Annotated in this window: 17 protein-coding genes and 2 pseudogenes; 11 read left to right on the plus strand and 8 right to left on the minus strand. The window is 73.2% G+C overall.

Features of this window, described 5'->3' with window-relative positions; translation table 11 throughout:
* The 3 genes and pseudogenes from AB0L89_RS16760 to AB0L89_RS16770 all read left to right on the plus strand — a co-directional run.
* A pseudogene (locus AB0L89_RS16760) lies at nt 1-492 on the plus strand (ABC transporter); the annotation flags it as partial.
* A complete protein-coding gene (locus AB0L89_RS16765; protein ID WP_365141102.1) occupies nt 489-1,280 on the plus strand; it encodes an ABC transporter permease in 792 nt (263 codons plus the stop codon). The pseudogene AB0L89_RS16760 and the gene AB0L89_RS16765, both read left to right, overlap by 4 nt.
* A 324-nt stretch (nt 1,281-1,604) precedes the next feature.
* Complete coding sequence (locus tag AB0L89_RS16770; protein WP_365141105.1) at nt 1,605-2,339, plus strand: DUF4232 domain-containing protein; 735 nt, start codon at nt 1,605-1,607, stop codon at nt 2,337-2,339.
* An 88-nt stretch (nt 2,340-2,427) separates the two neighbouring features.
* Here AB0L89_RS16770 and AB0L89_RS16775 read toward each other — a convergent pair whose 3' ends face one another.
* The 3 genes from AB0L89_RS16775 to AB0L89_RS16785 all read right to left on the minus strand — a co-directional run bounded on the left by AB0L89_RS16775 (nt 2,428) and on the right by AB0L89_RS16785 (nt 11,277).
* A complete protein-coding gene (locus AB0L89_RS16775) occupies nt 2,428-9,600 on the minus strand; it encodes a GEVED domain-containing protein (protein ID WP_365141108.1) in 7,173 nt (2,390 codons plus the stop codon).
* 293 nt (nt 9,601-9,893) lie between these two features.
* Nucleotides 9,894-10,268: a roadblock/LC7 domain-containing protein gene (locus AB0L89_RS16780; protein WP_365141111.1), complete on the minus strand. Its 375-nt coding sequence runs from the start codon at nt 10,266-10,268 to the stop codon at nt 9,894-9,896.
* A complete protein-coding gene (locus AB0L89_RS16785; RefSeq protein WP_365141114.1) occupies nt 10,258-11,277 on the minus strand; it encodes a MarR family transcriptional regulator in 1,020 nt (339 codons plus the stop codon). Before AB0L89_RS16785 ends, AB0L89_RS16780 begins: the two co-directional genes overlap by 11 nt.
* 434 nt (nt 11,278-11,711) lie before the next feature.
* On the opposite strand from AB0L89_RS16785, the pseudogene AB0L89_RS16790 reads away from it, so the two are divergent.
* From AB0L89_RS16790 to AB0L89_RS16805, 4 genes and pseudogenes are all read left to right on the plus strand, one after another.
* Nucleotides 11,712-11,897: pseudogene (locus tag AB0L89_RS16790) on the plus strand (hypothetical protein); the annotation flags it as partial.
* 650 nt (nt 11,898-12,547) lie between these two features.
* Nucleotides 12,548-13,405, plus strand: coding sequence for a transcriptional regulator (locus AB0L89_RS16795; RefSeq protein ID WP_365141117.1), 858 nt, complete (start codon nt 12,548-12,550; stop codon nt 13,403-13,405).
* A gap of 82 nt (nt 13,406-13,487) precedes the next feature.
* Nucleotides 13,488-13,880, plus strand: a complete 393-nt coding sequence (locus AB0L89_RS16800; protein ID WP_365141120.1) for a roadblock/LC7 domain-containing protein — start codon at nt 13,488-13,490, stop codon at nt 13,878-13,880.
* A 53-nt stretch (nt 13,881-13,933) separates the two neighbouring features.
* Nucleotides 13,934-14,308 (plus strand): hypothetical protein, encoded by a 375-nt coding sequence (locus AB0L89_RS16805; RefSeq protein ID WP_365141122.1) that lies wholly within the window; start codon nt 13,934-13,936, stop codon nt 14,306-14,308.
* 61 nt (nt 14,309-14,369) lie between these two features.
* Here the strand turns inward: AB0L89_RS16805 and AB0L89_RS16810 are convergent, their stop codons facing one another.
* From AB0L89_RS16810 to AB0L89_RS16825, 4 genes are all read right to left on the minus strand, one after another.
* Nucleotides 14,370-15,041 carry a hypothetical protein gene (locus AB0L89_RS16810; protein ID WP_365141125.1) on the minus strand — a complete coding sequence of 224 codons (672 nt, stop codon included), beginning with the start codon at nt 15,039-15,041 and terminating at the stop codon, nt 14,370-14,372.
* Nucleotides 15,038-15,235 (minus strand): hypothetical protein, encoded by a 198-nt coding sequence (locus AB0L89_RS16815; protein WP_365141128.1) that lies wholly within the window; start codon nt 15,233-15,235, stop codon nt 15,038-15,040. Before AB0L89_RS16815 ends, AB0L89_RS16810 begins: the two co-directional genes overlap by 4 nt.
* A gap of 93 nt (nt 15,236-15,328) precedes the next feature.
* A complete protein-coding gene (locus AB0L89_RS16820; RefSeq protein ID WP_365141131.1) occupies nt 15,329-16,537 on the minus strand; it encodes an MFS transporter in 1,209 nt (402 codons plus the stop codon).
* 5 nt (nt 16,538-16,542) lie between these two features.
* A complete protein-coding gene (locus AB0L89_RS16825; protein WP_365141134.1) occupies nt 16,543-17,013 on the minus strand; it encodes an SDR family NAD(P)-dependent oxidoreductase in 471 nt (156 codons plus the stop codon).
* Nucleotides 17,014-17,159: 146 nt separating this feature from the next.
* Between AB0L89_RS16825 and AB0L89_RS16830 the strand changes: the two genes are divergently transcribed.
* The 4 genes from AB0L89_RS16830 (at nt 17,160) to AB0L89_RS16845 (ending at nt 23,261) form a co-directional block, all read left to right on the plus strand.
* The gene (locus tag AB0L89_RS16830; RefSeq protein WP_365141137.1) at nt 17,160-20,492 is read left to right on the plus strand and encodes a BTAD domain-containing putative transcriptional regulator; all 3,333 of its coding nucleotides are present in this window, start codon (nt 17,160-17,162) and stop codon (nt 20,490-20,492) included.
* 97 nt (nt 20,493-20,589) lie between these two features.
* Nucleotides 20,590-20,955, plus strand: a complete 366-nt coding sequence (locus tag AB0L89_RS16835; RefSeq protein ID WP_365141140.1) for a PH domain-containing protein — start codon at nt 20,590-20,592, stop codon at nt 20,953-20,955.
* 114 nt (nt 20,956-21,069) lie between these two features.
* Nucleotides 21,070-22,224, plus strand: a complete 1,155-nt coding sequence (locus AB0L89_RS16840) for an abortive phage infection protein (RefSeq protein ID WP_365141143.1) — start codon at nt 21,070-21,072, stop codon at nt 22,222-22,224.
* A gap of 104 nt (nt 22,225-22,328) precedes the next feature.
* The gene (locus AB0L89_RS16845; protein ID WP_365141146.1) at nt 22,329-23,261 is read left to right on the plus strand and encodes an SGNH/GDSL hydrolase family protein; all 933 of its coding nucleotides are present in this window, start codon (nt 22,329-22,331) and stop codon (nt 23,259-23,261) included.
* Here AB0L89_RS16845 and AB0L89_RS16850 read toward each other — a convergent pair.
* Entirely contained in the window at nt 23,230-24,096 is an 867-nt protein-coding gene (locus AB0L89_RS16850) for a helix-turn-helix transcriptional regulator (protein WP_365141149.1), read from the minus strand. The genes AB0L89_RS16845 and AB0L89_RS16850 overlap by 32 nt on opposite strands.
* Between the last annotated feature and the right edge of the window lie 24 nt (nt 24,097-24,120).

Below are 24,120 nucleotides of genomic sequence, written 5' to 3' on the forward strand. Positions count from 1 at the left end.
CGCCACAACATGTGGCAGATCATCCGCGGCCTCGTATCCGACGGCGTGACCGTCTTCCTCACCACCCAGTACCTGGAGGAGGCCGACGAACTCGCGGACCGCATCGCGGTGTTGAACGACGGGAAGATCGCCGCAGAGGGCACCGCCGAGGAACTCAAGCGCCTCGTCCCCGGCGGACACGTCCGGCTCCGCTTCACCGACCCGGCCGCCTACCGGGCCGCCGCCACCGCCCTGAACGACAGCGCCCGCGACGACGACGCCCTCGTCCTCCAGGTCCCCGGCGACGGCAGCCAGCGCCACCTGCGCGCCCTGCTCGACCAGCTGGACGCCGCCGGCGCCGAGGCCGACGAGGTCACCGTCCACACCCCCGACCTCGACGACGTCTTCTTCGCCCTCACCGGCGGCGCCGGTGCCCCCGACCGGACCAACGCCCAGACCATCGCCCCGAGCACCGACCAGAGCGCCGCCCCGACCAAGGAGACCGTCCGATGAGCTCGTTCACCCTCGCCGTCCGTGACTCGTCCACGATGCTGCGCCGCAACCTCCTGCACGCCCGGCGCTACCCCTCGCTCACGCTGAACCTGCTGCTCACGCCGATCATGCTGCTGCTGCTCTTCGTCTACATCTTCGGCGACACCATGAGCGCGGGCATCGGGGGCGGCGGCGCGGACCGCTCCGACTACATCGCCTACATCGTCCCCGGCCTGCTCCTGATGACCATCGGCAGCACCACGATCGGGACCGCGGTCTCCGTCTCGAACGACATGACCGAGGGCATCATCGCCCGCTTCCGCACCATGGCCATCCACCGCGGCTCGGTGATCATCGGGCACGTCATCGGCAGCGTCCTCCAGTCGATCGTCAGCGTGGTCCTCGTCGGCGCCGTCGGCGTGGCCATCGGCTTCCGCGCCACCGACGCCTCCGTCCTGGAGTGGCTCGCGGCCTTCGGACTGCTCGTCCTCTTCGCCACGGCGCTCACCTGGATCGCGGTCGGCATGGGTCTGGTCAGCCCGAACGCCGAGGCCGCGAGCAACAACGCCATGCCCCTGATCCTGCTGCCGCTCCTGTCCAGCGCGTTCGTCCCGCTCCACGCGATGCCGGGCTGGTTCCGGCCGGTCGCCGAGTACCAGCCCTTCACCCCCGCCATCGAGACCCTGCGCGGACTGCTCCTCGGCTCCGGGATCGGCCACAACGGCTGGCTCGCCGTCGGCTGGTGCGTCGGCCTCGCGGTCCTCGGCTACTTCTGGTCGGCCAAGAGGTTCAACGACGACCCGAAGTGACCCCTGTGCACCACCCGACGCAGCGACCGGTGCGCCACCCGAGGCACCGACCGACACACCATCCGGCGGGCCCGGCCCGCACCTCGTCCCACCCCTGGGCGGCGTACCCCGACTCCACGTCGGAATACGCCGCCCCGTTTCTTTTCCGGACGCCTCCGGATGCCTCCGGGCGTCTCCGGGCGCCCCGAAAGCACGGCAGCCGGACGTCAGCGGCACGGCAGCGGAACGTGAGCGACCGGCGGCAGACTCATGCATGTCAGCAGGTCAGGCGCTGGTTGTCACAGACCGGACAACTTCCGCGCCCTTCATTCCGGGGGAAATCCCATGCGTACGTTCCGCAGCCGCACCACCGTTCTCGCCGCCGCAGGCGCCGCCGTTCTCGCGCTCTCCCTCACCGCCTGCGGAGGGGACGACTCCGACGCCAAGTCCGCCGGGACGGGCAGCGGCACGCAGAGCTCCGCCACGGTCGACACCGCCAAGTCGGGCGCCAAGTCGGGCAGCAAGTCCGACGCCGCGTCGGAGGGCACTTCCGGCACGGACACCGCGTCGGCCGGAACCTCGGCCGCGAAGTCCTCCGGTTCCTCCGGTGCCAAGGCCACCACCGCCGCCGCCGGCCACGGCAAGCAGGCCGCCGCGGCCACCCCGACCTGCACCACCAAGGACCTCGCCATCAGCGCCGCGCGCCAGGCCGGTCCCCCCTACACCCACATCGTGCTGACCGCGAAGAACACCTCGGGCAAGACCTGCCGGATGAACGGCTTCCCGGAGATCCAGTTCCTGGAGAGCCACAAGCAGAACGTCCCGGCCGTCGCCAAGAGCAAGCCCGCCTCCCCCGTGGTCCTCAAGGCCGGTGCCCCCGCGTACGCGCTGGTCAAGGTGTCGGACGGCGGTGTCCACGAGAACAACGAGCCCGTGTCCGCGTTCTCCGTGACCCTCCAGGGCGGCGGCGGCATGGCCGCGGTCCGCGCCCCGGGCAGCGGCGGCATCGCCGTCGACCCGGCGAAGGCGCTGACCGGCTACTGGACGTACGAGCTGCGCAACGGCGCGGACGACTTCTAGTCCGCCCCTGGTCCGCGCGCCGCCCCCCGACGGCGCGCAGGACGACCCCGGCCGGAGCCAGTCCGGCCGGGGTCGTGCCGTCATTCGGTCACCCGTTCCTCCTGCGCCTCACCGCCGCCACGATCCACGCGCCGACGCCCACGAGGACGATGGCCGCGCCACCCGCGAGCAGCGTCCGGGTGCGGTTGCGGTCACCCGTCTCCGGGAGCACCGGCGGCGGCTTGATCGGGTCGACGACCTCCGGCGGCACGGGACCGCCGGTGCAGTCCGGGTCGGTCGAGCCCTCCGGGCAGTTGCCGCCCGTCACGCCCGGCGTGACGACCCGGTTCACGAGACTGCCGTCGCCGGAGCCCTTGGGCTTGACGGTCACGGAGTACGTGACCGTCGCCCGCGCGCCCGGCGCCAGGTCACCGGTCCAGGAGAGGACCGGCGCCGCGTACTCCGCGGAGCCCGCCGTGGCCCGCGCGTCGCCGTTGTACGACGCGTCGTCGAGCACATCGCTCAGGTCGTCGCTGAACGCGGCGCCCTCGTACGCGGCCGAGCCGGTGTTGGTGACGGTCACCGTGTACGTGACCTTGTCGCCCGGCCTGACCTTGTCCTTCGCGTCGTGCTCCTTGCGCACGGTGAGCTGCTTGACGGTGCTGGGCCCCGTCGAGCAGTCCGGGTCGACCGGACCGCGCGCCGCCCGGTCGGGCATCGGCAGCGGGCAGTTGGTGCCCGGCGTCGTCGACGTGACCGCGTTGGACAGCTTCTTGTCGCCCTTGACCGGGTTGTCGACGGTGATCGAGTACGTCACCGTGACCGTCCCGCCCGCCGGCACGTCGCCGGTCCAGGTCAGCGTGGGCCGCGCGTAGCCGACCTCGCCCGAGGTGGCCTCGGCGTCGTCGTTGTAGACGGCGTCGTCGAGCAGCCCGCTCAGGTCGTCGGAGAACGTGGCGCCGCGGTATGCGCTCGTGCCCTCGTTGGAGACCTTCACCGTGTACGTGACGCGCCCGCCCGCGGTGGCGGGGCCGCTCGGGTCGGCGGTCTTGAGGAAGCGGATGACGGCGATGCCGCCCTCCTCCTCGCCACCGGTGGTGCAGTCGGGGTCCTTCGAGCCGGGCGGGCAGTTCGAGCCCGGCACGTCCGACGTCACCGTGTTCTTCAGGACCTTGTCGCCCTTGGGCGGCGCGCCCACGGTCACCGAGTACGTCACGGTCACCGTCTGGCCCTTCCTCAGATCACCGGTCCAGGTCAGCTCCGGCTTCGCGTACGCGACCGTGCCGTGCTCCTTGCCCTCCGAGACCGCCTTCGCGTCGTCGTTGTAGGTCGCGTCGTCCACCACGTCGGTGAGGTCGTCGGTGAACTTCACGTCGGGGTAGGTGGCCTCGCCGTCGTTCTCGACGGTCACCGTGTAGGTGACCTTCTGGCCGGGCGCCGGGTTCTTGGGCTCCATCACCTTCTTGTACGTCAGACTCGGCAGCCCGCCCTCGGCCTCTCCCGTGAAACAGGCCGGGTCCTGCGACCCCGCCGGGCAGTTGGTGCCCGGCACGTCACCGGTGACGGCGTTCTTCAGGATCTTGTTGCCCTTCGGCGGGGAACCGACGGTCACCGAGTACGTCACCGTCACCGTCTGGCCCTTGGCCAGATCACCGGTCCACTTCAGCTTCGGCTCGGTGTACTTCACCGTGCCGTGGTCGCTGCCGCCCGAGACCGCCTTCTCGTCGTCGTTGTACGTGGCGTCGTCGATGACGTCGGTGAGGTCGTCGGTGAACTTCACGTCCGGGTAGGCGGCCTTGCCGTCGTTCTCGACGGTCACCGTGTAGGTGACCTTCTGGCCCGGCAGCGGCTTCTTCGGCGACATCACCTTCTTGAACACGAGGTTCGGCAGACCCCCGCCGTCCTCGCCACCGGTGGTGCAGTCGGGGTCCTTCGACCCGGCCGGGCAGTTCGAGCCCGGGACATCCGAGGTGACGGTGTTCTTGAGGGCCTTGTTGCCCTTGGGCGGCGAGCCGACGGTCACCGAGTACGTCACGGTCACCTTCTGTCCCTTGGCCAGGTCACCGGTCCAGGTCAGCTCTGGCTTCGCGTACTTCACCGTCCCATGGGCACTCCCGCCCGAGACCGCCTTCTCGTCGTCGTTGTACGTCGCGTCGTCCACCACGTCCGTCAGGTCGTCCGTGAAGGCGACATCCGGATAGGCGCCCTTGCCGTCGTTCTCGACGGTCACCGTGTAGGTGACCTTCTGCCCCGGCAGCGGGTTCTTCGGGGACATCGTCTTCTTGTACGTCAGGTTCGGCAGACCGCCGCCCTGGCCGCCGCCCGTGGTGCACTTCGGCTCCTTGGAACCGGGCGGGCAGTTCGAGCCGGGCACGTCCGAACTGACCGTGTTCTTCAGGACCTTGTTGCCCTTGGGCGGCGAGTCGACGGTCACGGAGTACGTCACCGTCACCGTCTGGCCCTTGGCCAGATCACCGGTCCACTTCAGCTCCGGCTTCGCGTACGACACCGTCCCATGGGCACTCCCGCCCGAGACCGCCTTCTCGTCGTCGTTGTACGTCGCGTCGTCCACCACGTCCGTCAGGTCGTCCGTGAAGGCGACATCCGGATAGGCGCCCTTGCCGTCGTTCTCGACGGTCACCGTGTAGGTGACCTTCTGGCCCGGCAGGGGATTCTTCGGGGACATCGTCTTCTCGAACACGAGGTTCGGCAGACCCCCGCCGTCCTCGCCGCCACCGCCCGTGGCGCAGTCCGGGTCCTTGGAACCGTCCGGGCAGTTCGAGCCGGGCACGTCCGAAGTGACGGTGTTCTTGAGGGACTTGTTTCCCTTGGGCGGCGAGCCGACGGTCACCGAGTACGTCACCGTCACCTTCTGCCCCTTGGCCAGATCACCGGTCCACTTCAGCTCCGGCTTCGCGTACGACACCGTCCCATGGGCACTCCCGCCCGAGACCGCCTTCTCGTCGTCGTTGTACGTCGCGTCGTCCACCACGTCCGTCAGGTCGTCCGTGAAGGCGACATCCGGATAGGCGGCCTCGCCGTCGTTCTCGACCGTCACCGTGTACGCGACCTTCTGCCCCGGCAGCGGATTCTTCGGCGACATCGTCTTCTTGATCTTCAGGCTCGGGATGCCGCCCTCGCCGCCACCGCCCGTGGTGCACTTCGGGTCCTTCGAACCGGGCGGGCAGTTGGTGCCCGGCACGTCCGAGGAGACGGCGTTCTTCAGGACCTTGTCGCCCTTCGGCGGGGAGCCGACCTTCACCTTGTACGTGACGGTCGCGGTCCGGCCCGCCGGGACGGTGCCGGTCCAGCTCAGCGTGGGCGCCGCGTAGTCGGCCGTACCGATGTCCGCGCGCTCGCTGCCCGTGACGAAGGCCGCGTCGTCGACGACACCCGTGAGGTCGTCCTCGAACGCGGCGCCCGCGTACGCCGCCGAGCCGGTGTTCTCCACCTTCACCGTGTAGGTGACCTCCTGGCCCGGCAGGGGCCTGGTGGTGGAGACGGACTTGGTGATCCGCAGGCTCTTGGTGTCGAGCTCGTTCTCGCCCTCGTGGGTGCAGGGACCCTTCTTGTCGGGGCAGGTGCTGTCGTCGGAGCCGGCCGGCCCCGTGACCTCGGCCGTGTTCTTGACCGGGTCCTTGCCCGGGTCGGCCTTGAGGGTGCCCGTGATGGTGAGGACCGCCGACTTGCCCGCCGGGATCCGGGCGACCGTGGTGCTGATCGTGTTGCCGGTGCCCGAACCGCAGGCCGTGGTGGAGTCGACCGTGCACTGCCAGGTCACGCCGGTGTAGTGGGCGGGGACGGTGTCCTCGATCTTGACGCCGAGCGCGTCCGAGGGGCCCTTGTTGGTGGTGGTGACGGTGTAGGTGACCTGCTGACCGACGGTGAGCGGGTCGGGGCGGGCCTCCTTCTTGACCTCCAGGGCGATCCTGCGGCCGCCGACGGTCAGCTGGTTGGTGTCCTTGTTGTTGGCCTTCCACTCGTCGGGCTCGTTCGACGTGGTGCTGGTGGTCGCCGTGCCCGTGGCCTTCGTCCCCGGGGCCGTGTCGGCGGGCACCTTGAGCCTGAAGGTGTGCTTCTTGTTCTTGCCGACGGCCAGGTCGCCGACGGTGCAGGTCACGGGCCCGGTCGCGCCGCCCGTGCAGCCCGCGGGCAGGGAGGCGGTGTCGACCGTCGTGCCCGGCGGGATCTCGTAGACGGTCTTGACGCCCTTGGCGTCGTTCGGCCCGTCGTTGGTCGTCGTCAGGGTGACGTCGCCACTCGTGCCCGGCGCGATGGTCAGGTCGCTGACGTCGACCTTGATGTCGACCGTCTCACCGATGTTGGTCGTCGTGGTGTTGGTCTGCCGCTCGGTGGTGTCCGTGCCGTCCGGGGTCTCCTTCCAGCCCGCGGTGGCCTGGTTGACGACCTTGCTGCCGCCCGTCGCACGGGCGATCTTGACCTTGTACGTCATCTTCCAGGTCTCGCCCGGGGCCACCTTGCGCGGACTCGTGCCCGCCCCGACCGGCGCCGTGACGCGCTTGTTCGCGCTGTCGTAGCCGTCGGCGTCGGACACCGCCGTCGTGGCGCCGCCGGGCCCGGTGACCTTGATGGAGCCGGGGACGTAGTCGGAGTTGGCAGGGACGGGGTCGCGCAGGAACGCGTCGAACGCGTCGTCGCCGCCCTCGTTCGTCGCCTCCACCGTGTACGTCAGGACGTCGGTGGGCTGCGACGGGTCCCGGTCGGGGCTCCGCGTCACCGACTTCTTCGTCGTCAGACAGCCGGGCGTGCCGAAGCGGATGCCGTCGAGGAAGTTGCCGATGCTGGCGCCGCCGGTGCCCCGGATCGACGCGAAGGCGAAGCGGGTGATCCGCTGGCCCGCGGGCACGGTGTACGTGCCGCGGTACTCCTGCCAGCCGCCGGTGCCGGTGGTGATGTCGGGGGACGAGGCGCCGGTCGGGGTCTGCGCGACCAGCGTGCCGTCGGACGCGCCGATCCTCACCTGCATGGTGTCGTTGCCCTGGCGACCCCGGTGGAAGATCCGCCAGTTCATCTTGAGGCCGGGGGTGGTGCTCAGGTCCTGGTAGAGCGTGGAGACCTGGTTGGCGTTGAGCTCGGCCCACTGCTGGCCGTCGGCCGCGGTGATCGTGCCCTGCGGGGTGTTCGGGCCCCGCCAGACCTCGATCTTGTGGTCGGTGGCGGTGGTGCGCCAGCCCGGCACGTTCGGCGCGGGCTGGCCCGCGTCGCCGTAGAACTGCACGGACGAGGTGTTCACCGGCGTCTCGAAGCTGCCGTTGGTCAGCTCGGCGATCTTGGGGCACTCGCTGGCGGGGCCGACGGTCAGGGTGACCGAGGCGCCCTTGACCGCGTCCGTCAGCTGGTCCGACGTGGCCGACGACGCCGTGTTGGTGACCTTCCCCTGCCGGGTGGTCTTGGCGACGATGTTGAAGGTCTTGGTCTCGCCCTTCTTCAGGTCGCCCGCGCTCCACACGCCGGTGGACGCGCTGTACTTGCCGCCCGAGTCGTCCGACACGTACGTCAGCCCGTCCGGGAGCCTGTCGTTCACCTTCACGCCCGTGGTGTCGTCGGGGCCCGTGTTCTTCACCGAGAGGGTGAACAGGACCTCGTCGCCGAGGCGGGGCGTCGTGGTGTCGACGGTCTTGCTGATCTCCAGCGCGGCGACCTTGGTCACCGTCATCGTGTAGTCCTCGACCTCACCGGAGTCGGCCCAGCCGTCCGCCGTGCGCGTCGCCCCGGCGTCGTACCCGAGCCGGACGCGGGCCGGGTGCGTACCGGACTTCACGTCGCCCGGGATCGTCCAGGTCAGCCGCGCGGTGGTGGCACCGGCGGCCGGGGAGGCGACCGCGCGCTCGCCGTCCTCCAGGGTGCCGTTGCCGTTCCAGTCGACCCAGCCCGCCAGCGTCGAGGCGGCGGGCGAGGTGAGCGCGACGTCGACCGCGTACGACGATCCGGCCTTGTCGGCCCGTGCGGCGGGCCAGGAGGCGACGCCGTCCGCGTCGTCGCCCGCCTTGATGCCGGGGCTGGTGACCATCGCGTCCGGGCTGTCGCCGGTGGACGCGGCGCCGAGCCTCAGGTCGGAGAGCGTGTGCGAAGCCGCGGGCAGGTCGGCGGAGTTGGAGTAGTCCTCGTCGGCGGTGGCCATGAACCGGACGCCGTCGCCGGTCGTGCTGCCCGCGTTGTTCCGGGTGTCCACGGCGAGCGTCAGGCTGCTGACCGTGCCGCTGACGCCGACCGTGCCACAGCCGGACGCGACGGTCGTACCGCTGGTGGCCGCGGTGCAGCTGGGGTTGGCGGTGCTGTACGTGTTGGAGATCTGGTCGTCGGACACCGTCCAGTCGGTGAACCCGGCCAGCTTGCTCAGCGTGGGAGAGGCCGACGCGGGCGCGCTGTCGGTGAGCCGCAGCCGGATGTTCGCGCCGGGGGCGGCTCCCATGCCCGCGATGTGGAGGCGGGGGTTGCGGACCGGACGGCTGAAGGTGAAGGTCACCGTGCCGCGCTCGGTGTAGGCGGTGCTCCCGCCGGTCGGCCACAGGACGCCGACGGACGCGGACCCGGCGAGACCGGACGGCGCGGTGGCGGTGCCGCCGTCGAGGGCGTTGGCGGTGGCGTTCTGCATGGCGCCGGTCGTGGTGATGGCGACGGTGGTGCCGCTGGGCAGGGTGCCGGTGCCGCCGGTGCCGGAGACGGTGTAGCTGCCGGCCTTCTGGGCGCGGGTGGCGGACAGGGGGGTGCCGTCGTCCAGGGGGAGCGGCTCGTCACCCTCGGAGTCCTTCTCGGACTTGGACTTGTCCTTGTCCTTGGCCCTGTCCTCGTCCTTGCCGTCCTTGGCCTTGGCGTGCTTGGCCTCGGTGTTCGTCTTGGCCTCGCCCTTGTCCTTGCTCTTGTCCTTGCCCTCGCTCTTCTCGTTCGAGGCAGGCTTGTCCTTGGGCTTGTCCTTGGGCTTGGACTTGTCCTTGGACTTCTGCCCGCCCGCGTCCTCGGACTTGCCCGCGTCCTCGGACTTGCCCGCGTCTTCGGACTCGCGCTCCTCCACGGACGTGGACGTAGACGTGGACTTGGACTTGGACTTGGACTTGGACTTGGACTTGGAAGCGTCCTCGGCCTCGGCCCTGTCCCTCGCCCTCCCGCCCCCGGCGGGCGGCTCCGCGGACCCGGCCGGGTCGGCGGACCGCGACGCACTCGCCGAGGGGCCGGACGACGGTCCCGCCTCCTCCACCGACCACGCCGCGTCGAGACCGACCAGCTGGCCCGCCACGATCGCCACGACCAGGCCCGTGCGCATGACGCGCCGTACGCGTTGCCTGACCCGCCCGCCCGGTGGCGACGTCGTCCGGACCCACGTCCGTGGAGCTTCCATTGCCTTACCTCACGCCATGTCTGGATGCCGTTTCGTTAAGGCACATTTGATGAAAAGTACGAGGAAATGCTTTATGGCGCTCTGACGCAGTCACACGGGCGGCCGTATCTGACCACCCATCAGATGGCTTGCATGCAGGGAGAGTTAGGCCACACGGCCGCAGGGCGGGGCCGAATGGCCCCGCCCTGCGGTGGCGGTCCTGAGCGTCGCGGCGGCGCTCAGGTCCTGTCCGTCAGGATGGCGTCGACGCGCTTCAGGAGCGGCTGGGCCTCCTGGTGCAGGCGGTCGACGTCCAGGCCCTCGTCACCCAGGACGACCAGCAGCGCCGTGTCCCCGACCGCGTACACGGCGGCGCAGCCCCGGCTGCCGTACGACACCGTCCTGCGCAGTTCGCCGCGTCCGGTGGTCCCGGCCGTGCGCTGCGCCAGGCCGAGGCCCGCGGCGGCGAGTGCCGCCAGGCAGTCGGCGTCGATGTCCTCGCCCGTGTCGGCCTCGATGAGCAGCCCGTCGGCGGCCGCGACCGCCGTGTCCGTGATGCCCGCCAACTGTTCGCGCAGGCCCCGCATCTCGGCGTTCAGTGCTTCATGGTCCATTCCATGGACCCCCTCCCTCTCTCGTCCTCGTGCGCGGAGCTCTTCCCCCGCGCCGGAAGAGTCCCCTCCGGCCCGCCGCGGGATCCTCCCCGGCGGGAGTCCTGGTCCTGCCGCTGGCCCCGGGGATACGGCGCGGGAGTCCCGTGTCCCGGTCCGCCGCCGCGGGGGCGTCGTCCGCGCGGGGCCGTCTGCGGGTCAGGGGCGGCCCGTCGGGCGTGCCGGGCGCGCGGTCCGCGGCGGCCGGCGGCCCGGACCGCGCCAGCAGGCCCTCGCCGAGCATCCGGGCCGTCTCGGCGGTCACCGCGTGGACCGGGCTCCCGAGCAGGAACGCCATGTCGCGCGGGGTGCGGCGGCCGTCGGCGAGGAGGAGGATGCCGCGCCGCAGGGAGGGGCCCCGGTCCGCCCCCGCCACCGCCGCCTCCACCGCCCCTGGTGTCTCCGACATCCCCGGCGCCTCCACCGCCCCCGGCGCCCGCACCACCCTGTCGCGGTCCGGCCGCACCGCGTGCGGCCGTCCCGCGAGCGCCTCCAGCGCCGCCAGCTTCCGGACCGCCTCGCGCAGCAGCGGGGCCGGTGCCTCGCCCCGGCCGACGGGGACGGGCGGGCCGCCCCCGGCCTCCGGCACGCATGCCCGTACGTCCCCCGCGAGCAGGGCGAACACGGCGTCGCGCGTCGTCATCGCGCGCAGGACCCGCAGTTCGGCGGCGTCGACGAGGCCCCGCGCGACCAGCTCGGCGGCGGGCAGCCGCGTCGCGTCGCCGCTCGCCGCGAGCGCCTCGGACCAGTCCCGTTCACTCAGCCGGCCCGAGCGCAGGAGCAGCACCTCGGGGCCGGGGGCGCCCGGACTCTCGGCCTCGACCACGCGGCCCTGCCGGAGCCGGAACAGGCCACCGGGCCTGCCGACGACCCGCAGCCCGCCGGTGACCGCGTCGGCCGCGCAGCCGTCGAGGGCGCGGGACAGCAGGCCGTGCCCGGCCGGGTCGGGGAGGCCTCGCGGCGGATCCGGCATCGACTCCCCTGACGTTCGGCACGTTCGGCACCCTCGGCACGCCCGGCACCTGCTTCTGACTGTCCCTCACATCACCTCAGGACAAGCCTGGTTGACGCGGGTGGGCATGTTTAGCAAGGGCCGGAGGCGTTACTCCGGGGAACTCCCGAAGTGACGGAACTTGGCGGTGTCTGCCGTCCGCGCGGCGCTTTCGGTCGGCGGCCCGACCGCTCGTACCGAGGCTTCGACCGATCTCGCCGACCGGTCGCGCAAACGCCGATCGTGTGGCCGAATTGCGTCATCGAATGGGCATCCGGGGACAGGGATCTGTCGACCCCAGGCATGTTCCGCTGGAATGTGCCGGTGCCTTCCGCACGCGTCTTCCGGCGTCATAGCCTCCGCGTCACCGCAGCGCACCAGAAGGTGCGCGAGCGGTGTGGGGAGGGGAGCTCCGAGTGCCCGGTATAGATGTTTGCCTGCGGGAAGTCATGTCCGTACCGGGCGCTCGGGGCGCGGCCCTCGTGGACTGGACGTGTGGTCTCTCGCTCGGCTCGGCCGGCGAACCGCCGCACGGCGAGGCGGAGTCGGCGGCGGCGGAGGCCGCGGAGCTGGCGCGCATGTCCATGGAGTGCCGCACGTTCCGCCCCTCCGTCCGCAGGGCGCTGCCCGCGCAGGTCCCCCGGCAGGCGCCGGTGGAGGGACTCACGGGCCAGGGACTCATGGATCAGGGACTCGTGGATCAGCGAGCCGGACACGGCGGGCTGGAGCACGTTCCCGCGCAGCGCGGTCCGGGGCAGGCCCCGGGGCCCGCGACGGGCCCCGCCGCGAGCCGCCTCCCGGGTACGGGTACCGGTACGGGCCCCGCCCCGAGCCGTCTGCCGGAGCTGCCCGCCGGATCCCCGCACCGCATACCGGAGTTACCGGGCCGGGCCCCCAAGGAGCTGCCCGCAGGTGGCGTCGAACCCCCCGGCCGCCCCACCGGCCGCCCCACCGCCGCCCCCGCCCCCGTCACGCCCCCCATCGCGGCCTCCGCCCTCTCCGGCCACCTGACCCCATCCCCCCACGGGCCCCTCACCCCCCACACCCCCCACGCCCACCTCCCCGTCCCCGTCGGCCGTCTGGACGTGGAGGACCTGATCGTCACCACCCGGACCGAGTACCACGTACTCCGGTTCGTGGAGACCGAGTTCGACGCCAGCGTCTTCCTGCACATGTGGCTCGACCGCGACGAGGGGAACCTCGCCGTCGCGCGGCTGCGACTACAGGACGTCGCCCGACGGCTGGTCCTGGAATGACGACGGCCGCGCCCGCGCCGGGCCCCGTACTGCCCACCCGGTGTTCGATGCTGGTCCGCCTCGCCATGGAGGGGGCCACCGGGGCGCTGGTGCGCGACGCCGGGACGGTCTATCTCGCCGACGGCCGCGTGATCCACGCCGAGAGCACCGCGTCACCCGGCGTCGACGTCCTCCTGACGGCGGGCGGCCGGCTGCCGCGCGCCGTGTGGGACGCGGCGGTCAAACGGGCCGGGCCCGGCCGCACCGTCTCCCGGATCCTCCTCGACGGCGGCCATCTGCGGCCGGGCGAGCTGGAGATCTGCCTGACGGCCGCGCTGTTCGACGCCGCGCTGTTCGCGCTGGCGCCGGGCGGCAGTCCGGCCCGCTTCCGGCACGGCGTCGCCCACCGGATGGGCATGCCGCGCCCCGTGCCCGCCGCCGCCGTCGAGCGGGAGACGCGCCGCCGCCGCGAGCTGCTCGACCGCCTCTGGCCGGGGCCGGTGATCGACACGGCGCCGGTGGTGCCGCGCCCGGCCGCCGCCGGACGCTGGGTGCCGCCGCGCCAGCGCACGCTGCTCGACCTGGCCGACGGCAGCCACACCCCGGCGGACCTCTCCCGGCTCCTGGGCCGGCCCGCCTTCCACGTCCTCCTGGAGGTCCGGCGCCTCGCCGTCGCGGGACTGGTCGACGTACCGCGCGAGACGCCCCGCGAGAGACCGCGCGCGGCGCACGCCCGCCCGCGCACGCCCGATCCGGGCGGCGCCGCCCTGCCGGGCCCCCGTGCCTCCCCGCCCCGCCCCTGGGAGGCGGACGGGTTCGGTGCCACGGACATCGCCCTGCTGCGCCGGGTCCGTGAAGCGCTGGAGGCCCTGTGAGGCCCCGGGTCCACCACAGCCCGGCCGTGGGCGCCCCGTCATGAGGCGGGTCGCCTGGCGTCGCGCCTGGAGGAGGCAACTGATGGCGGCAGAACCCGATCTGCTCTGCGAACTCAGACGGCTGCGCGCATGTGTGCCGCAGCTCACCGGTGCCCTCGCGGCCGGCATCGACGGCAAGGTGCTGGCCACGGACACCGAGACCGGTGAGGCCGAGCAGATCGCGGTCCTCACCGCGGGTGCCCTCGACGTCGCCCTGAGGCTGGCGGACGTGGCCGGCCGCGGCCGGGCGTCGGAGCTCCTGATCCGAGGCGAGGGGGGCTATGTCGCGGCCTACGCGGCCGGTCCCTCCGCCGTCCTCACCCTCCTCGCGGAGCCGCGCGTCAACGTGGGCCGGCTCCATCTGGAGGCGCGCCGGTCAAGCGCCCGAATCCACGACCTGCTCGACGGTGCGCTCGAACGACTGGAGACCACCTGACCATGACTCCCCCCGCACCCCGCTCCAACAGACGAAAAGGAAGTACGAGTCAGATGTACAACACCGAGACCGCACTCAAGGAAACGATGACGTCGATCACCGGCACGCTCGGTGCCGCGCTCGTCGACTACAGCAGCGGCATGGCGCTCGGCACGCTGGGCGGCAGCAAGGAGCTGGACCTGACCGTGGCCGCGGCGGGCAACACCGACGTGGTCCGCGCCAAGGTCCGCACGATGGAGATGCTGGGCATCAAGGGCGAGATCGAGGACATCCTGATCACGCTCAGCGACCAGTACCACCTGATCCGGCTCCTGAAGTCCCGCAACAACAGCGGGCTTTTCCTCTATCTGGCGCTGGACAAGGAGAAAGCGAACCTGGCGATGGCGCGGCACCAGCTGCGCAGGATCGAGGCCGAGCTGGACGTCTGACCGGCACCGTCCCGCCGCACCCTTCCGAGGGTCCGCCCGCCCCTTCACGCGACCGTCGTCGTCAGCGTCCGTGGAGGTGCCACATCGACAGCTCCTCGTCGTGTGCGCGCAGGCAGGAGACGGCCTCCGGGAGGGTGCGGCGCTCGGTCAGCTCGTAGAAGAGGAACAGCGGCGCGAAGACGCTCGCGTATCCGAACGGCGCGCCGCGCGGGGCGACATACGCGCCCGCGCCCGCGTCGAGGAAGGCCTCGGCGAGCACGGGGTCCCCGGTGTCGCAGCCGGTCACGACGACCGTGCTGCCCGGGAGGCGGACGTGCGCGCGGACCTCGGCCGGCCCCATGCCGCCGTCGAACGGCTGGAACCGGGCGATCTCCGGGGCGAGTTCGGGGAGCAGGACGGTTCCCTCGTCGCCGTGACAGGCGAGGATCACGTACGGGGCGACGTGCCGGGCGCGGCCGTCCAGGGCGGCCACGAGGTGGCGGGCCTGGCCCACGCGTACGTGGTTGACCTGGACGCCGAAGGCTTCGAGCCCGTCCCGCAGGGCGCGCCCGCCGCCGCCCTCGACGTCGACCAGATCGACCTCGGTCCACGCGAGACGCCCGGCCTGCACCTCACGGATGCGGGACGGGCGTTGCGTGGCGAGCCACCGGGCTTCGGCGTCGGCATCGGTCCCGGCGGGCTCCTCCGGGGCGGGGCCCTCCGGGAGGGGGTCGCCCGCGCCTTCGGGGGTCACCCGTCTCCGCTGCCCGAGTTGCTGTTGTTGCTCCTGCCGCTCCTCTTCATGGCCGCCGTGACCACTTCCGCCGAGACGGTCGTCGCCTTCGCCACGCCCTGGACCCAGCGCGGGCCGCCCCGCGCCGCCCAGACGACCGCTGCCAGGCCCGCCGCCGCGATCAACGCTCCGATGTAGAGCATCACGATCATCATCGGTCTCTCCCCTGCCCCTTCTTCGTCCGGGGAACTCCCCTCTTCGTACGGGGAGAGATTTTCGCAGACCGGGCGGGCCGGGTGCGGGCCCCGTCACGAACGGCGGGCCGGGAAGCCGTGGTTGCGGGCGGCGGCGACCACCAGCAGGACCGGCGCGAGGAGCAGCAGGATCGTCCAGGGGAAGGAGGAGGGTCCGGCCAGGTCGAGGAGGACGCCGCCGAAGACGCCGCCGCCCGCCATGGCCACGTTCCACAGGGTGACGAGCATCGCCTGCGCCGCGTCCGCCTCGTCCCCGCCGGCGTCACCGGCGGCGGTCTGGAGGAGCGTCGGTACGCCGCCCCAGCCGAGGCCCCACAGCGTGACCGCCGCGTACACGAGCACGGGCGTGCCGGAGAAGAGGGCGAGGAGGGCCGCCGCCGTGCCGACCACGAGCACGCTCGCCAGGGTCAGCGCGCGCAGCCTGCGGTGGATCAGGGCGCCCACGGTCCAGATGCCGGCCAGGGACGCGGCGCCGAAGACGAGGAGGACGAGGTCGGTGGAGCGGCCCATGCCGAGGCCGTCGAGGAACGTGGCGATGTACGTGTAGAGGACCGTGTGCGCGAGGACGAAGACCAGGGTGACGAAGAGGACCGGGGCCACGCCGGGCACGCGCAGGGTGCGCAGCATCGGGGGCTTCGCCCCGCCGCGCGGCTGGCCCGGGTGGTCGGGGACGAGGGCGGCGATCCAGGCGAGGAGTCCGACGGTGAGGCCGGTCATGACGAGGAACGCGACCTGCCAGCTGAGCACCTTGCCGAGGAACGTGCCCGCCGGGACGCCGAGCGAGAGCGCGACCGGGATGCCCGCCATGGCGATGGCGATGGCCTTGCCCTGGAGGTGGGCGGGCGCCATGCGGCGGGCGTATCCGGCGAGCAGCGCCCAGGCGAGGCCCGCGGCGACGCCGGCGACGAAGCGGGCGGCCATCGTCAGCGGGTAGTTGGCCGAGACGGCGGTGACCGTGTTGGCCGCGGCGAACCCGGCCATGGCGGCGAGCAGCAGCCGCTTGCGGCGCCAGCCCGCCGTGGCGGCGGTCAGCGGTATCGCGGTGAGGGCGGTGCCGAGGGCGTAGATGGTGACGGTCTGCCCCGCGGCGGACTCGCCGACGCCCAGGTCCGCGCTCATCGCGGGCAGCAGGCCCGCGGGGAGCGTCTCGGTGAGGCTGGTGATGAAGACGGCGGTGGCGAGGGCGAGCAGGGCGAGGAGGGGGAGCCGCTGGGGCGGGGTGTCGGTACCGGCGGGGGCGGCGGTACGCGTCTGGGTGCTCATCGGGGTCAGATCCTTTCCGTACGTGTACGAGAGGCGTCCGCGGCCAGACCGAGCGCGGCACGAGCGGTCGCATCGGCGGAGCCGTGACAACGGACCAGCGGGGCGACGGAGTTGACGGCGGGGTCGGCGGTGGCGGCGGTGAGCACGACCGAGCCGTCCTCGCGCAGGAGCCGCAGCAGGGCGGGGCCGGGCGGGTCGGGCAGGCCGTCGTCCGCGTGGACGAAGAGGAGGTCGATCGAGCCGAGCCGGGCGCGGACGGCGGGCGCCAGCGCGGTGACGGCCGCCGGGTCGGCCGGGTCGCAGCCGATGACGTGGGCGCCGGGGCCGACCTCCGCGGCGGCCTCCGCGAGGTCGGCGCCGGGGCCGCCGGTCACCAGGACCTCGGCGCCGCCCTCGACGAGCCGCTTGGCGATGGCCAGGCCGAGCCCGGTGGCGCCGCCGACGACGACGGCCGTCCTTCCCGCGTACTTGGGCATGCGCTCCGCCTCTCCGTCTCCCCGTGCCGTGCTGACGGGACGACTGTGCGGGCGGGTGCTTCGGGACGGCTGATGGTCCGCTGACGGGTCCGCTGACGGGTCCGTCGGCGGAGGTGCCGGTGCGTGCGCTGTGTACGGTGATCGGCATGCGTTTCGGGGTGCTCGGTCCACTGGCGGTGTGGAACGGCGAGGGGGAGCCGGTCAAGGTTCCCGAGGCGAAGGTGCGGGCGCTGCTCGCCGACCTTCTGGTGCACGAGGGACGGCCGGTCTCCGCCGACCGGCTCATCGACGACCTCTGGGGCGAGGCGCCGCCGGGCCGTCCGGCGAACGCCCTCCAGTCCAAGGTCTCCCAGCTGAGGCGGGCCCTGGGCCGGGACCGGGTGGTCCACCAGGCGCCGGGCTACCGGCTGCGGGTGGACGCGGCGGCGGGCGACGAGGTGGACGCGGACGTCTTCCGCGCGCTGGTCGACGCGGCGCGCCGCGAGGCGGACCCGGCGGGGCGGGCGGAGCTCCTGACGCGGGCGCTGGACCTGTGGCGGGGTCCCGCGTACGCGGACCTGGCCGACGAGGAGTTCGTGCGGGCGGCGGCGGACCGCCTGGCCGAGCAGCGTCTCGCGGTCCTTGAGGAGCAGGCGGAGGCGCGGCTCGCGGCGGGCGACCACACGTTGCTGACGGGAGAGTTGGCGGACCTGGTGGCGCGGTACCCGCTGCGGGAGCGGCTGCGGGCGGTGCAGCTGCGCGCGCTGTACCTGGCGGGGCGCCAGACGGAGGCGCTCGCGTCGTACGCGGCGCTGCGGGATCAACTGGCCGAGGAGTTGGGCCTGGACCCGAGCCCGGAACTCACCTCGCTCCACGAGGCGATCCTCCGCCAGGACCCGTCCCTGTCGGCCCCGGCGTACGCGTACGCGACCGCCCCGGCGGCCCGGACCCACGTGACGAGCCGCCCCGACGGATCGGTCCCGTCGGCCCCGGCGGTCCGGTCGGCCCTCACGCCCCGGACGAGCCCGCCCACGGCCCCGACCGCACCACACCACCCGGCCACCCCGACAGACCCGACGACCTCCACGACCACCCCCACCACCCCCCGCACCAACCTCCCCGCCCACCTCACCCCCCTCCTGGGCCGTGAGCAGGCGCTCGCCGACGTGGGGCAACTCCTCGCCACCGCACGACTCGTGACGCTCACCGGCCCCGGCGGGGTCGGCAAGACGCGCCTGGCGCTGGCCGCCGCCGGGGAGTCCCTGAGCAGCGGCGCGTCACGCGGCGCAGCCCCAGACGGCGGCGTATGGGTGGTCGAGCTCGCCGCTCGGCGAGGCGGTGGGGTCGACGCGCTTGCCCTCGCCGTCTCCGCCGCCCTCGGCCTCCGTGACGACACCCCCTCCGCGCTGCCCGGACCCGCCCCCACCGGCGCCGCCCCCGTCGAGCGTCTCGCCGCCGCCCTGCGCGACCGCCGGACCCTCCTCGTCCTCGACAACTGCGAGCAGGTCGTCGAGGCCGCCGCCGAGCTGACCGGCGCCCTGCTCCGCGCCGCCCCCGGCCTCCGCGTCCTCGCGACCAGCCAGGAGCCGCTGGGCCTCACCGGCGAGGCGGTGTTCCTCGTGGAGCCGCTGGGGCCCGACGACGCCGTGAGCCTGTTCACCGCCCGCGCGAGCGCCGCCGCTCCCGGCTTCTCGCCCGCCGACGGCGGCCCGGACGCCGAGGCGGCCGTCGCCGAGATCTGCCGCCGCCTCGACGGCATCCCCCTCGCCCTCGAACTCGCCGCCACCCGCGTCCGCGCCCTCGGCGTGCGCGAGTTGGCCGACCGCCTCGGCGACCGCTTCCGGCTCCTGACGTCCGGGCAGCGCGGCGCCCCCGAACGCCAGCAGACCCTGCGCGCGGTCATCGACTGGAGCTGGGAGCTGCTCAGCGCCCCCGAACGCATCGTGCTGCGCCGCCTCGCCGTGCACCGCGACGGCTGCACCCTGGAGGCCGCGGAGGCCGTCTGCGCGGGCGACGGCGTGGCCCGTGACGAGGTCATGGACCTGGTCACCCGCCTCGTCGACCGTTCGCTCGTCGTCATGGCCCCGGGCCCCGCGGGGACCGCGCCCCGCTACCGCCTCCTGGAGTCCGTCGCCGCCTACGCCCTGGAACGGCTGGCGGAGATGGAGGACCTCCTCGTCGTCCGCGAACGCTACCTCCACCACTACCTCGGCCTCGCCGAGCGGGCCGAACCGTGCCTGCGCGGCGGCGACCAGCGCGTCTGGCTCGCCCTCCTGGACGCCGAGGCGGCGAACCTGCGCGGCGCGCTGGACGAGGGGCTCCGGCGCGGCGCCGCCGAGGAGGCAGCTCGGCTCGGCTCCGCCCTGGCCTGGTGGTGGCTGCTGCGCGGGCGGCTCGCCGAGGCGGGCGCGGCGCTCTCCGCCGTGCTCGCCCTGGACCCCTCCCGCGCCGAACTCCGCCTGCCGCGCGACTCGTTCGCGCTGCTGACCGGGTCCGCCGGGGCCGCCCGCGCTCCCGAGGAGGCCCCCCACCGCCCCCGGACCCTCTGGCTGTACGCCTACGCCCTCTTCAGCTCCGGCGACCCCGCCGCCAGCGAGGAGGCCAACGCCCGCGTCCTCGATGCCGCCGACCGCACCGGCGACCGCTGGGCCACCGCCGCCGCGCTCGCCCTGCGGTCCATGCACGCGCTGATCCGCGGCGACCTCGCCACCATCGGCGACGACGGGCGCCGCGCCGCCGCGCTGTTCGCGGAACTGGGCGACCGGTGGGGCGAGTTGCAGACGGTGACGCCGCTCGCCGTGCTCGCCGAGATCAAGGGGGAGTACGACGAGGCCGCCCGCCGCCAGACCGAGGGGCTGCGGATCGCCAGGGAGCTGGGCCTGGAGGCCGAGGTGTCCGCGCGCCTGTCGGGGCTCGGCCGGATCGCGCTGCTCACCCACGACTGGGCCCGCGCCCGCGAACTGCACGAAAAGGCCCGGACGCTGGCCGTCGAACACGGCTACCGCTACGGCGAGATCCACTCCGACATGGGCCTCGCCCTCGGCGCCCGCCGCTCCGGCGACCTCGCGGCGGCAGAGACCCTGCTGCACCGCATCCGCGACCGCCACGCCGACGTGTCCTCCCCCACCGGCGACCACCTGCTCCACGCCGAACTCGGCTTCCTCGCCGAGCTGCGCGGCGACGCCACCGGCGCCGGCGCCCACCACCGCGTCGCCCTGGACATCGCCCGCACCCTCGCCGAACCCCGCGCCCTGGCCCTCTCCCTGGAGGGCCTCGCGGGCGCCGCCGCCCTGTCCGGCGCCCCCGGGGACGCGGCGCTCCTGCTCGGCGCGGCGGACGCGGCCCGCGCGAGCGTGGGCGCCCCGCTCCCGCCCGCCGAGCGCGCCGACGTGGACCGGATCACGGCGGCGGCCCGCACCGCCCTGGGCGCCCCCGCCTTCACGGAGGCCTTCGAGCGCGGCGCGGAACTGCCGATCGAGGAACTGCCCGTGCCCCGGTGAGCGTCGTCACGAAAGATCGACCTCCTGTTTGAGGCAAACCCGCGGTTAGGGTTCGGTTCGTACAGGAATTCGGAATTCGTCTCAGGGGGGCCCGCACATGGCACTGTTCGGAAACGCGCACACCGTCGACCCGGTCAAGGCACAGGGTGAGTACGCGCGGCTGCTCGGCCACGGCGAGCAGGTGCACGCCGCGTACACGCTGATACGCGACACCATGCTGTTCACCGACCGCCGGCTGATCATGATCGACAAGCAGGGGATCACGGGCAAGAAGGTCGAGTACCACTCGATCCCCTACCGCAGCATCACGCACTTCGCGGTGGAGACCGCCGGGCACTTCGACCTCGACGCCGAGCTGAAGATCTGGATCTCCAGCAACCCGACGCCGCTCCAGAAGACCTTCACCAAGGGCGTGAACATCTACGAGGTGCAGGCGATCCTCACCCAGTTCGTGGCCCGCTAGACCTCCGTCGCGTCCCCGTAGACCAAAGACGGACGAGTCCGGGCCCCGCCGCCGCCGATCCTGGAGCCCGTGCGGCGGCGCCCTGCCGTCGCCGGTCGACGGGAGGCAGCGGCAATGGGAGAGAGCACCGGCATCACCAGAGGGCGTTTCCTCACCGGGGCGGGGGCCGTGGGGATGGCCGCCGTCGCCGGGAACCTCGCGGCGCCCGGCGCCGCCCGCGCGGCCACCGCTCCGGCCCCCGCCGGGACGGGGGTCCGGCGGGGGCTGACGTACCGGGGGGTCTGTTACGAGGTGGGGGACGGCGAGTCCCCCGCCATGGCCTGGAACGCGGCCCGCATGCGCCACGACATGCGGGCCCTGCGCCAGGACCTGCACGCGAGCTCCGTCTCCGTCTTCGGCGACGGGGTCGAGCGGCTCGCCGCCACCGCGTCCGAGGCCGCCGAACGCGGCCTGCACGTCTGGCTCCAGCCGCGCCTGGGCGACGTGCCCGAGCGGGACATCCTCGACCACCTCGCGGAGACCGGCCGGCGGGCCGAGCGGCTGCGGCGGCAGGGCGCGCGCGTGTACCTGAGCATCGGCTGCGAGTTCGTGCTGTTCGTGCCCGGCATCGTGCCCGGCGCCAACGCCGTCGAGCGGGTCGAGAACATGCTGAAGGGCAACTTCGACCCCGAGAAGATGATGCGGCGGCTGCGCGAGGTCGTCGCGCGCGCCGCCCGCGTCGGCCGTTCCGTCTTCCACGGCCGCCTCACCTACGGCGCCGCCCACGACGAGGAGGTCGACTGGTCCCTCTTCGACGTCGTCAGCGTCAACTACTACGGCTACCACCGCGACCGGGCCGGTTACGTGAAGGACCTCTCCCCGCACCTGCGCTGGGGCAAGCCCGTCGCCGTCACCGAGTCCGGGTGCTGCACGTACGAGGGCGCGCCCGAGCAGGGCGGCATGGGCTGGCACGACGTCGTCGACTACACCAAGGACCCCTACGAGGTCGTCGGCGGGCTCAAGCGCAGCGAGCGCACCCAGGCCGCCTATCTCCTGGACGTCTTCGGCGCCTTCGAGTCCATGGGCCTGCACGCCGCCCTGGTCTACAACTTCGTCACCCCGGAGTCGCAGCACCTGCCGGACCCCCGCTTCGACATCGACATGACGAGCTACTCCCTGACCAGGACGATCCGTGAGCGGCCGGACGACATCGACTCGCCCTGGCACTGGGAGCCGAAGGAGTCCTTCCGGGCGCTTGCCGGGCACTTCCGGCGGGCCGCAGGACACTGATTCCCGTCAGGCACGGCCCTGTTGGCACGCGCATGCCTTCCGCCGTCCGCGCGTCTGTGCTTGCCTGGGTGGCCCTTTCGGCTGTCTGAGGCGGGAGTTGCCGCATGCGCAGGCTGTGGAGCGCGGCCGTACTGATGACCGGCGTGCTGCTGCTCGGCGCGTGCGGGGACCCCGGTTCCGGGGGCGAGAGCGCCCCGCCACCGGAGCCGGCGCCGGAGGCCGCCTCCTCGGCGCCCGCCCGGTCCGGCCCGCCCTCGGCCACCCCCGGGCAGCGCTCCGCCGCCCGCCCCGGCGCCCGCGCCCCGAAGGTGCTCTACCTCGGCGACTCCCTCGCCATGGAGAACCAGAAGGTGCTCGGCGCGCACCTGCGCGAGGGCCTGAACGCCCGCTACGAGAGCGCGCCCTACTCCGGCACCACCCTTTGCGACTACCTCACCGGCACCGGCAAGGACTCCCTCGTCCCCGACGGGGACAAGGCCGCCGCCCTGGTGCGCGAGCAGCGGCCCGACTATGTCGTGCTCCAGTTCTGGGGCAACTCCTGGGGCTACACGCCGTGCATGGACGGCATCACGTACGACAAGGAGCCCGGCCGGTACTTCGACCGGTACGCGGCCGACGCGCGGCGGCTGGCCGAGCAGATCCGGGCGGCGGGCGGCGCGGACCGGCCGCGCGTGGTGTGGGTCCTCCAGGGCCCGGACGCGATCACGCCCGACCGCGTGCGGCGCGTGAACGGGATCTACGCGGCGCGCGCGAAGGCGTCCGGCGGTCTGACCGCCGACGCGGGCCGGGCGGTCGCCCCGGCGTCCGCCCGGTACACGTGGGCCGAGAAGCTGCCGTGCACGGCGTACGAGACGCGGCATCCCGAGTACTGCACGGACTCGGGGAGCGGCCGGACCGCGCTGCACCGGGGCGACGACTTCCTGCACTTCTGTCTCGCCCCGACCACGAAGAACTCCCGCCCCTGCCCGGTGCGTTCGCCCGGCATCCGCCGGATGGCGGCGGCGGTCACGCGGACCGTGGCGGCCGACCTGGGGTGAGGGGCGCCGTCGCGGGAGCCGTGGCGTCCGGCGCTTCGCCCAGGCTCCCGAGCAGGCGGAGGCCGTCCTCGGTGGGGCTGTCGGGGGGCGCGGTCAGCACCAGCAGCTCCACGCCGGAGGCGTCCGGCAGCGCGAAGTTCTCCTGGTGCAGTTCGAGCAGTCCGACCATCGGGTGCCGGTACGCCTTGCGGCCGTGGGTGCGGGCGCGCACGTCCGCGCGGGCCCACAGGCGGCGGAAGCGCTCGCTGCCCATGGCCAGCTCCCCGATGAGCGAGGCGAGTCCGGGGTCGTCGGGGTACTTTCCCGCGGCCAGGCGCAGGTGCCCCACCGCGTCGAGGGTGCAGGTCTCCCACTCGGCGTAGAGACCGCGCTCGGCCTCCTCAAGGAAGATGTGCCGGGCGGTGTTCAGGCCCGGCAGCGCCCGGCCGAAGAGCAGCCCGGCGAGGCGGTTCCCCGCGAGCACGTCCAGGCGGTGGTTCATCAGGAGCGCGGGCGCGTCGGTGACCAGGTCGAGCACGCGCAGCAGCTCCGGCCTGACCTTGCCGCCCGGCGCCTTCTCGGGGCGGCGGCGCTGGCGGGCGAGCCGGCAGAGGTGGTCGCGTTCGGTCGCGTCGAGGCCGAGGACGCGGGCGAGCGCGTCGATGACCTGCTCGGAGGGCTGGGTGGCGCGGCCCTGTTCCAGGCGTACGTAGTAGTCGACGCTGACGCCGGACAGGTGCGCGACCTCTTCGCGGCGCAGCCCTTCGACCCGGCGGCGGCTGTCGGTGGGTATCCCGACGGACGCCGGGTCGACCCGGGCGCGCCGGGTCCTGAGGAATCCAGCGAGATCGTCCATGCCGCCCAGTATGGCCGCGCGGGT

It is taken from the genome of Streptomyces sp. NPDC052114 (genome assembly GCF_040680155.1).
In the GTDB taxonomy this organism is placed as follows: Bacteria; Actinomycetota; Actinomycetes; order Streptomycetales; family Streptomycetaceae; genus Streptomyces.

Coding starts and splice junctions, on each gene's coding strand:
- AB0L89_RS16765 (WP_365141102.1), top strand. CDS start 489: ATGAGCTCGTTCACCCTCGCCGTCCGTGACTCGTCCACGATGCTGCGC.
- AB0L89_RS16770 (WP_365141105.1), top strand. CDS start 1,605: ATGCGTACGTTCCGCAGCCGCACCACCGTTCTCGCCGCCGCAGGCGCC.
- AB0L89_RS16775 (WP_365141108.1), bottom strand. CDS start 9,600: ATGCGCACGGGCCTGGTCGTGGCGATCGTGGCGGGCCAGCTGGTCGGT.
- AB0L89_RS16780 (WP_365141111.1), bottom strand. CDS start 10,268: ATGGACCATGAAGCACTGAACGCCGAGATGCGGGGCCTGCGCGAACAG.
- AB0L89_RS16785 (WP_365141114.1), bottom strand. CDS start 11,277: ATGCCGGATCCGCCGCGAGGCCTCCCCGACCCGGCCGGGCACGGCCTG.
- AB0L89_RS16795 (WP_365141117.1), top strand. CDS start 12,548: ATGACGACGGCCGCGCCCGCGCCGGGCCCCGTACTGCCCACCCGGTGT.
- AB0L89_RS16800 (WP_365141120.1), top strand. CDS start 13,488: ATGGCGGCAGAACCCGATCTGCTCTGCGAACTCAGACGGCTGCGCGCA.
- AB0L89_RS16805 (WP_365141122.1), top strand. CDS start 13,934: ATGTACAACACCGAGACCGCACTCAAGGAAACGATGACGTCGATCACC.
- AB0L89_RS16815 (WP_365141128.1), bottom strand. CDS start 15,235: ATGATGATCGTGATGCTCTACATCGGAGCGTTGATCGCGGCGGCGGGC.
- AB0L89_RS16820 (WP_365141131.1), bottom strand. CDS start 16,537: ATGAGCACCCAGACGCGTACCGCCGCCCCCGCCGGTACCGACACCCCG.
- AB0L89_RS16825 (WP_365141134.1), bottom strand. CDS start 17,013: ATGCCCAAGTACGCGGGAAGGACGGCCGTCGTCGTCGGCGGCGCCACC.
- AB0L89_RS16830 (WP_365141137.1), top strand. CDS start 17,160: ATGCGTTTCGGGGTGCTCGGTCCACTGGCGGTGTGGAACGGCGAGGGG.
- AB0L89_RS16835 (WP_365141140.1), top strand. CDS start 20,590: ATGGCACTGTTCGGAAACGCGCACACCGTCGACCCGGTCAAGGCACAG.
- AB0L89_RS16840 (WP_365141143.1), top strand. CDS start 21,070: ATGGGAGAGAGCACCGGCATCACCAGAGGGCGTTTCCTCACCGGGGCG.
- AB0L89_RS16845 (WP_365141146.1), top strand. CDS start 22,329: ATGCGCAGGCTGTGGAGCGCGGCCGTACTGATGACCGGCGTGCTGCTG.
- AB0L89_RS16850 (WP_365141149.1), bottom strand. CDS start 24,096: ATGGACGATCTCGCTGGATTCCTCAGGACCCGGCGCGCCCGGGTCGAC.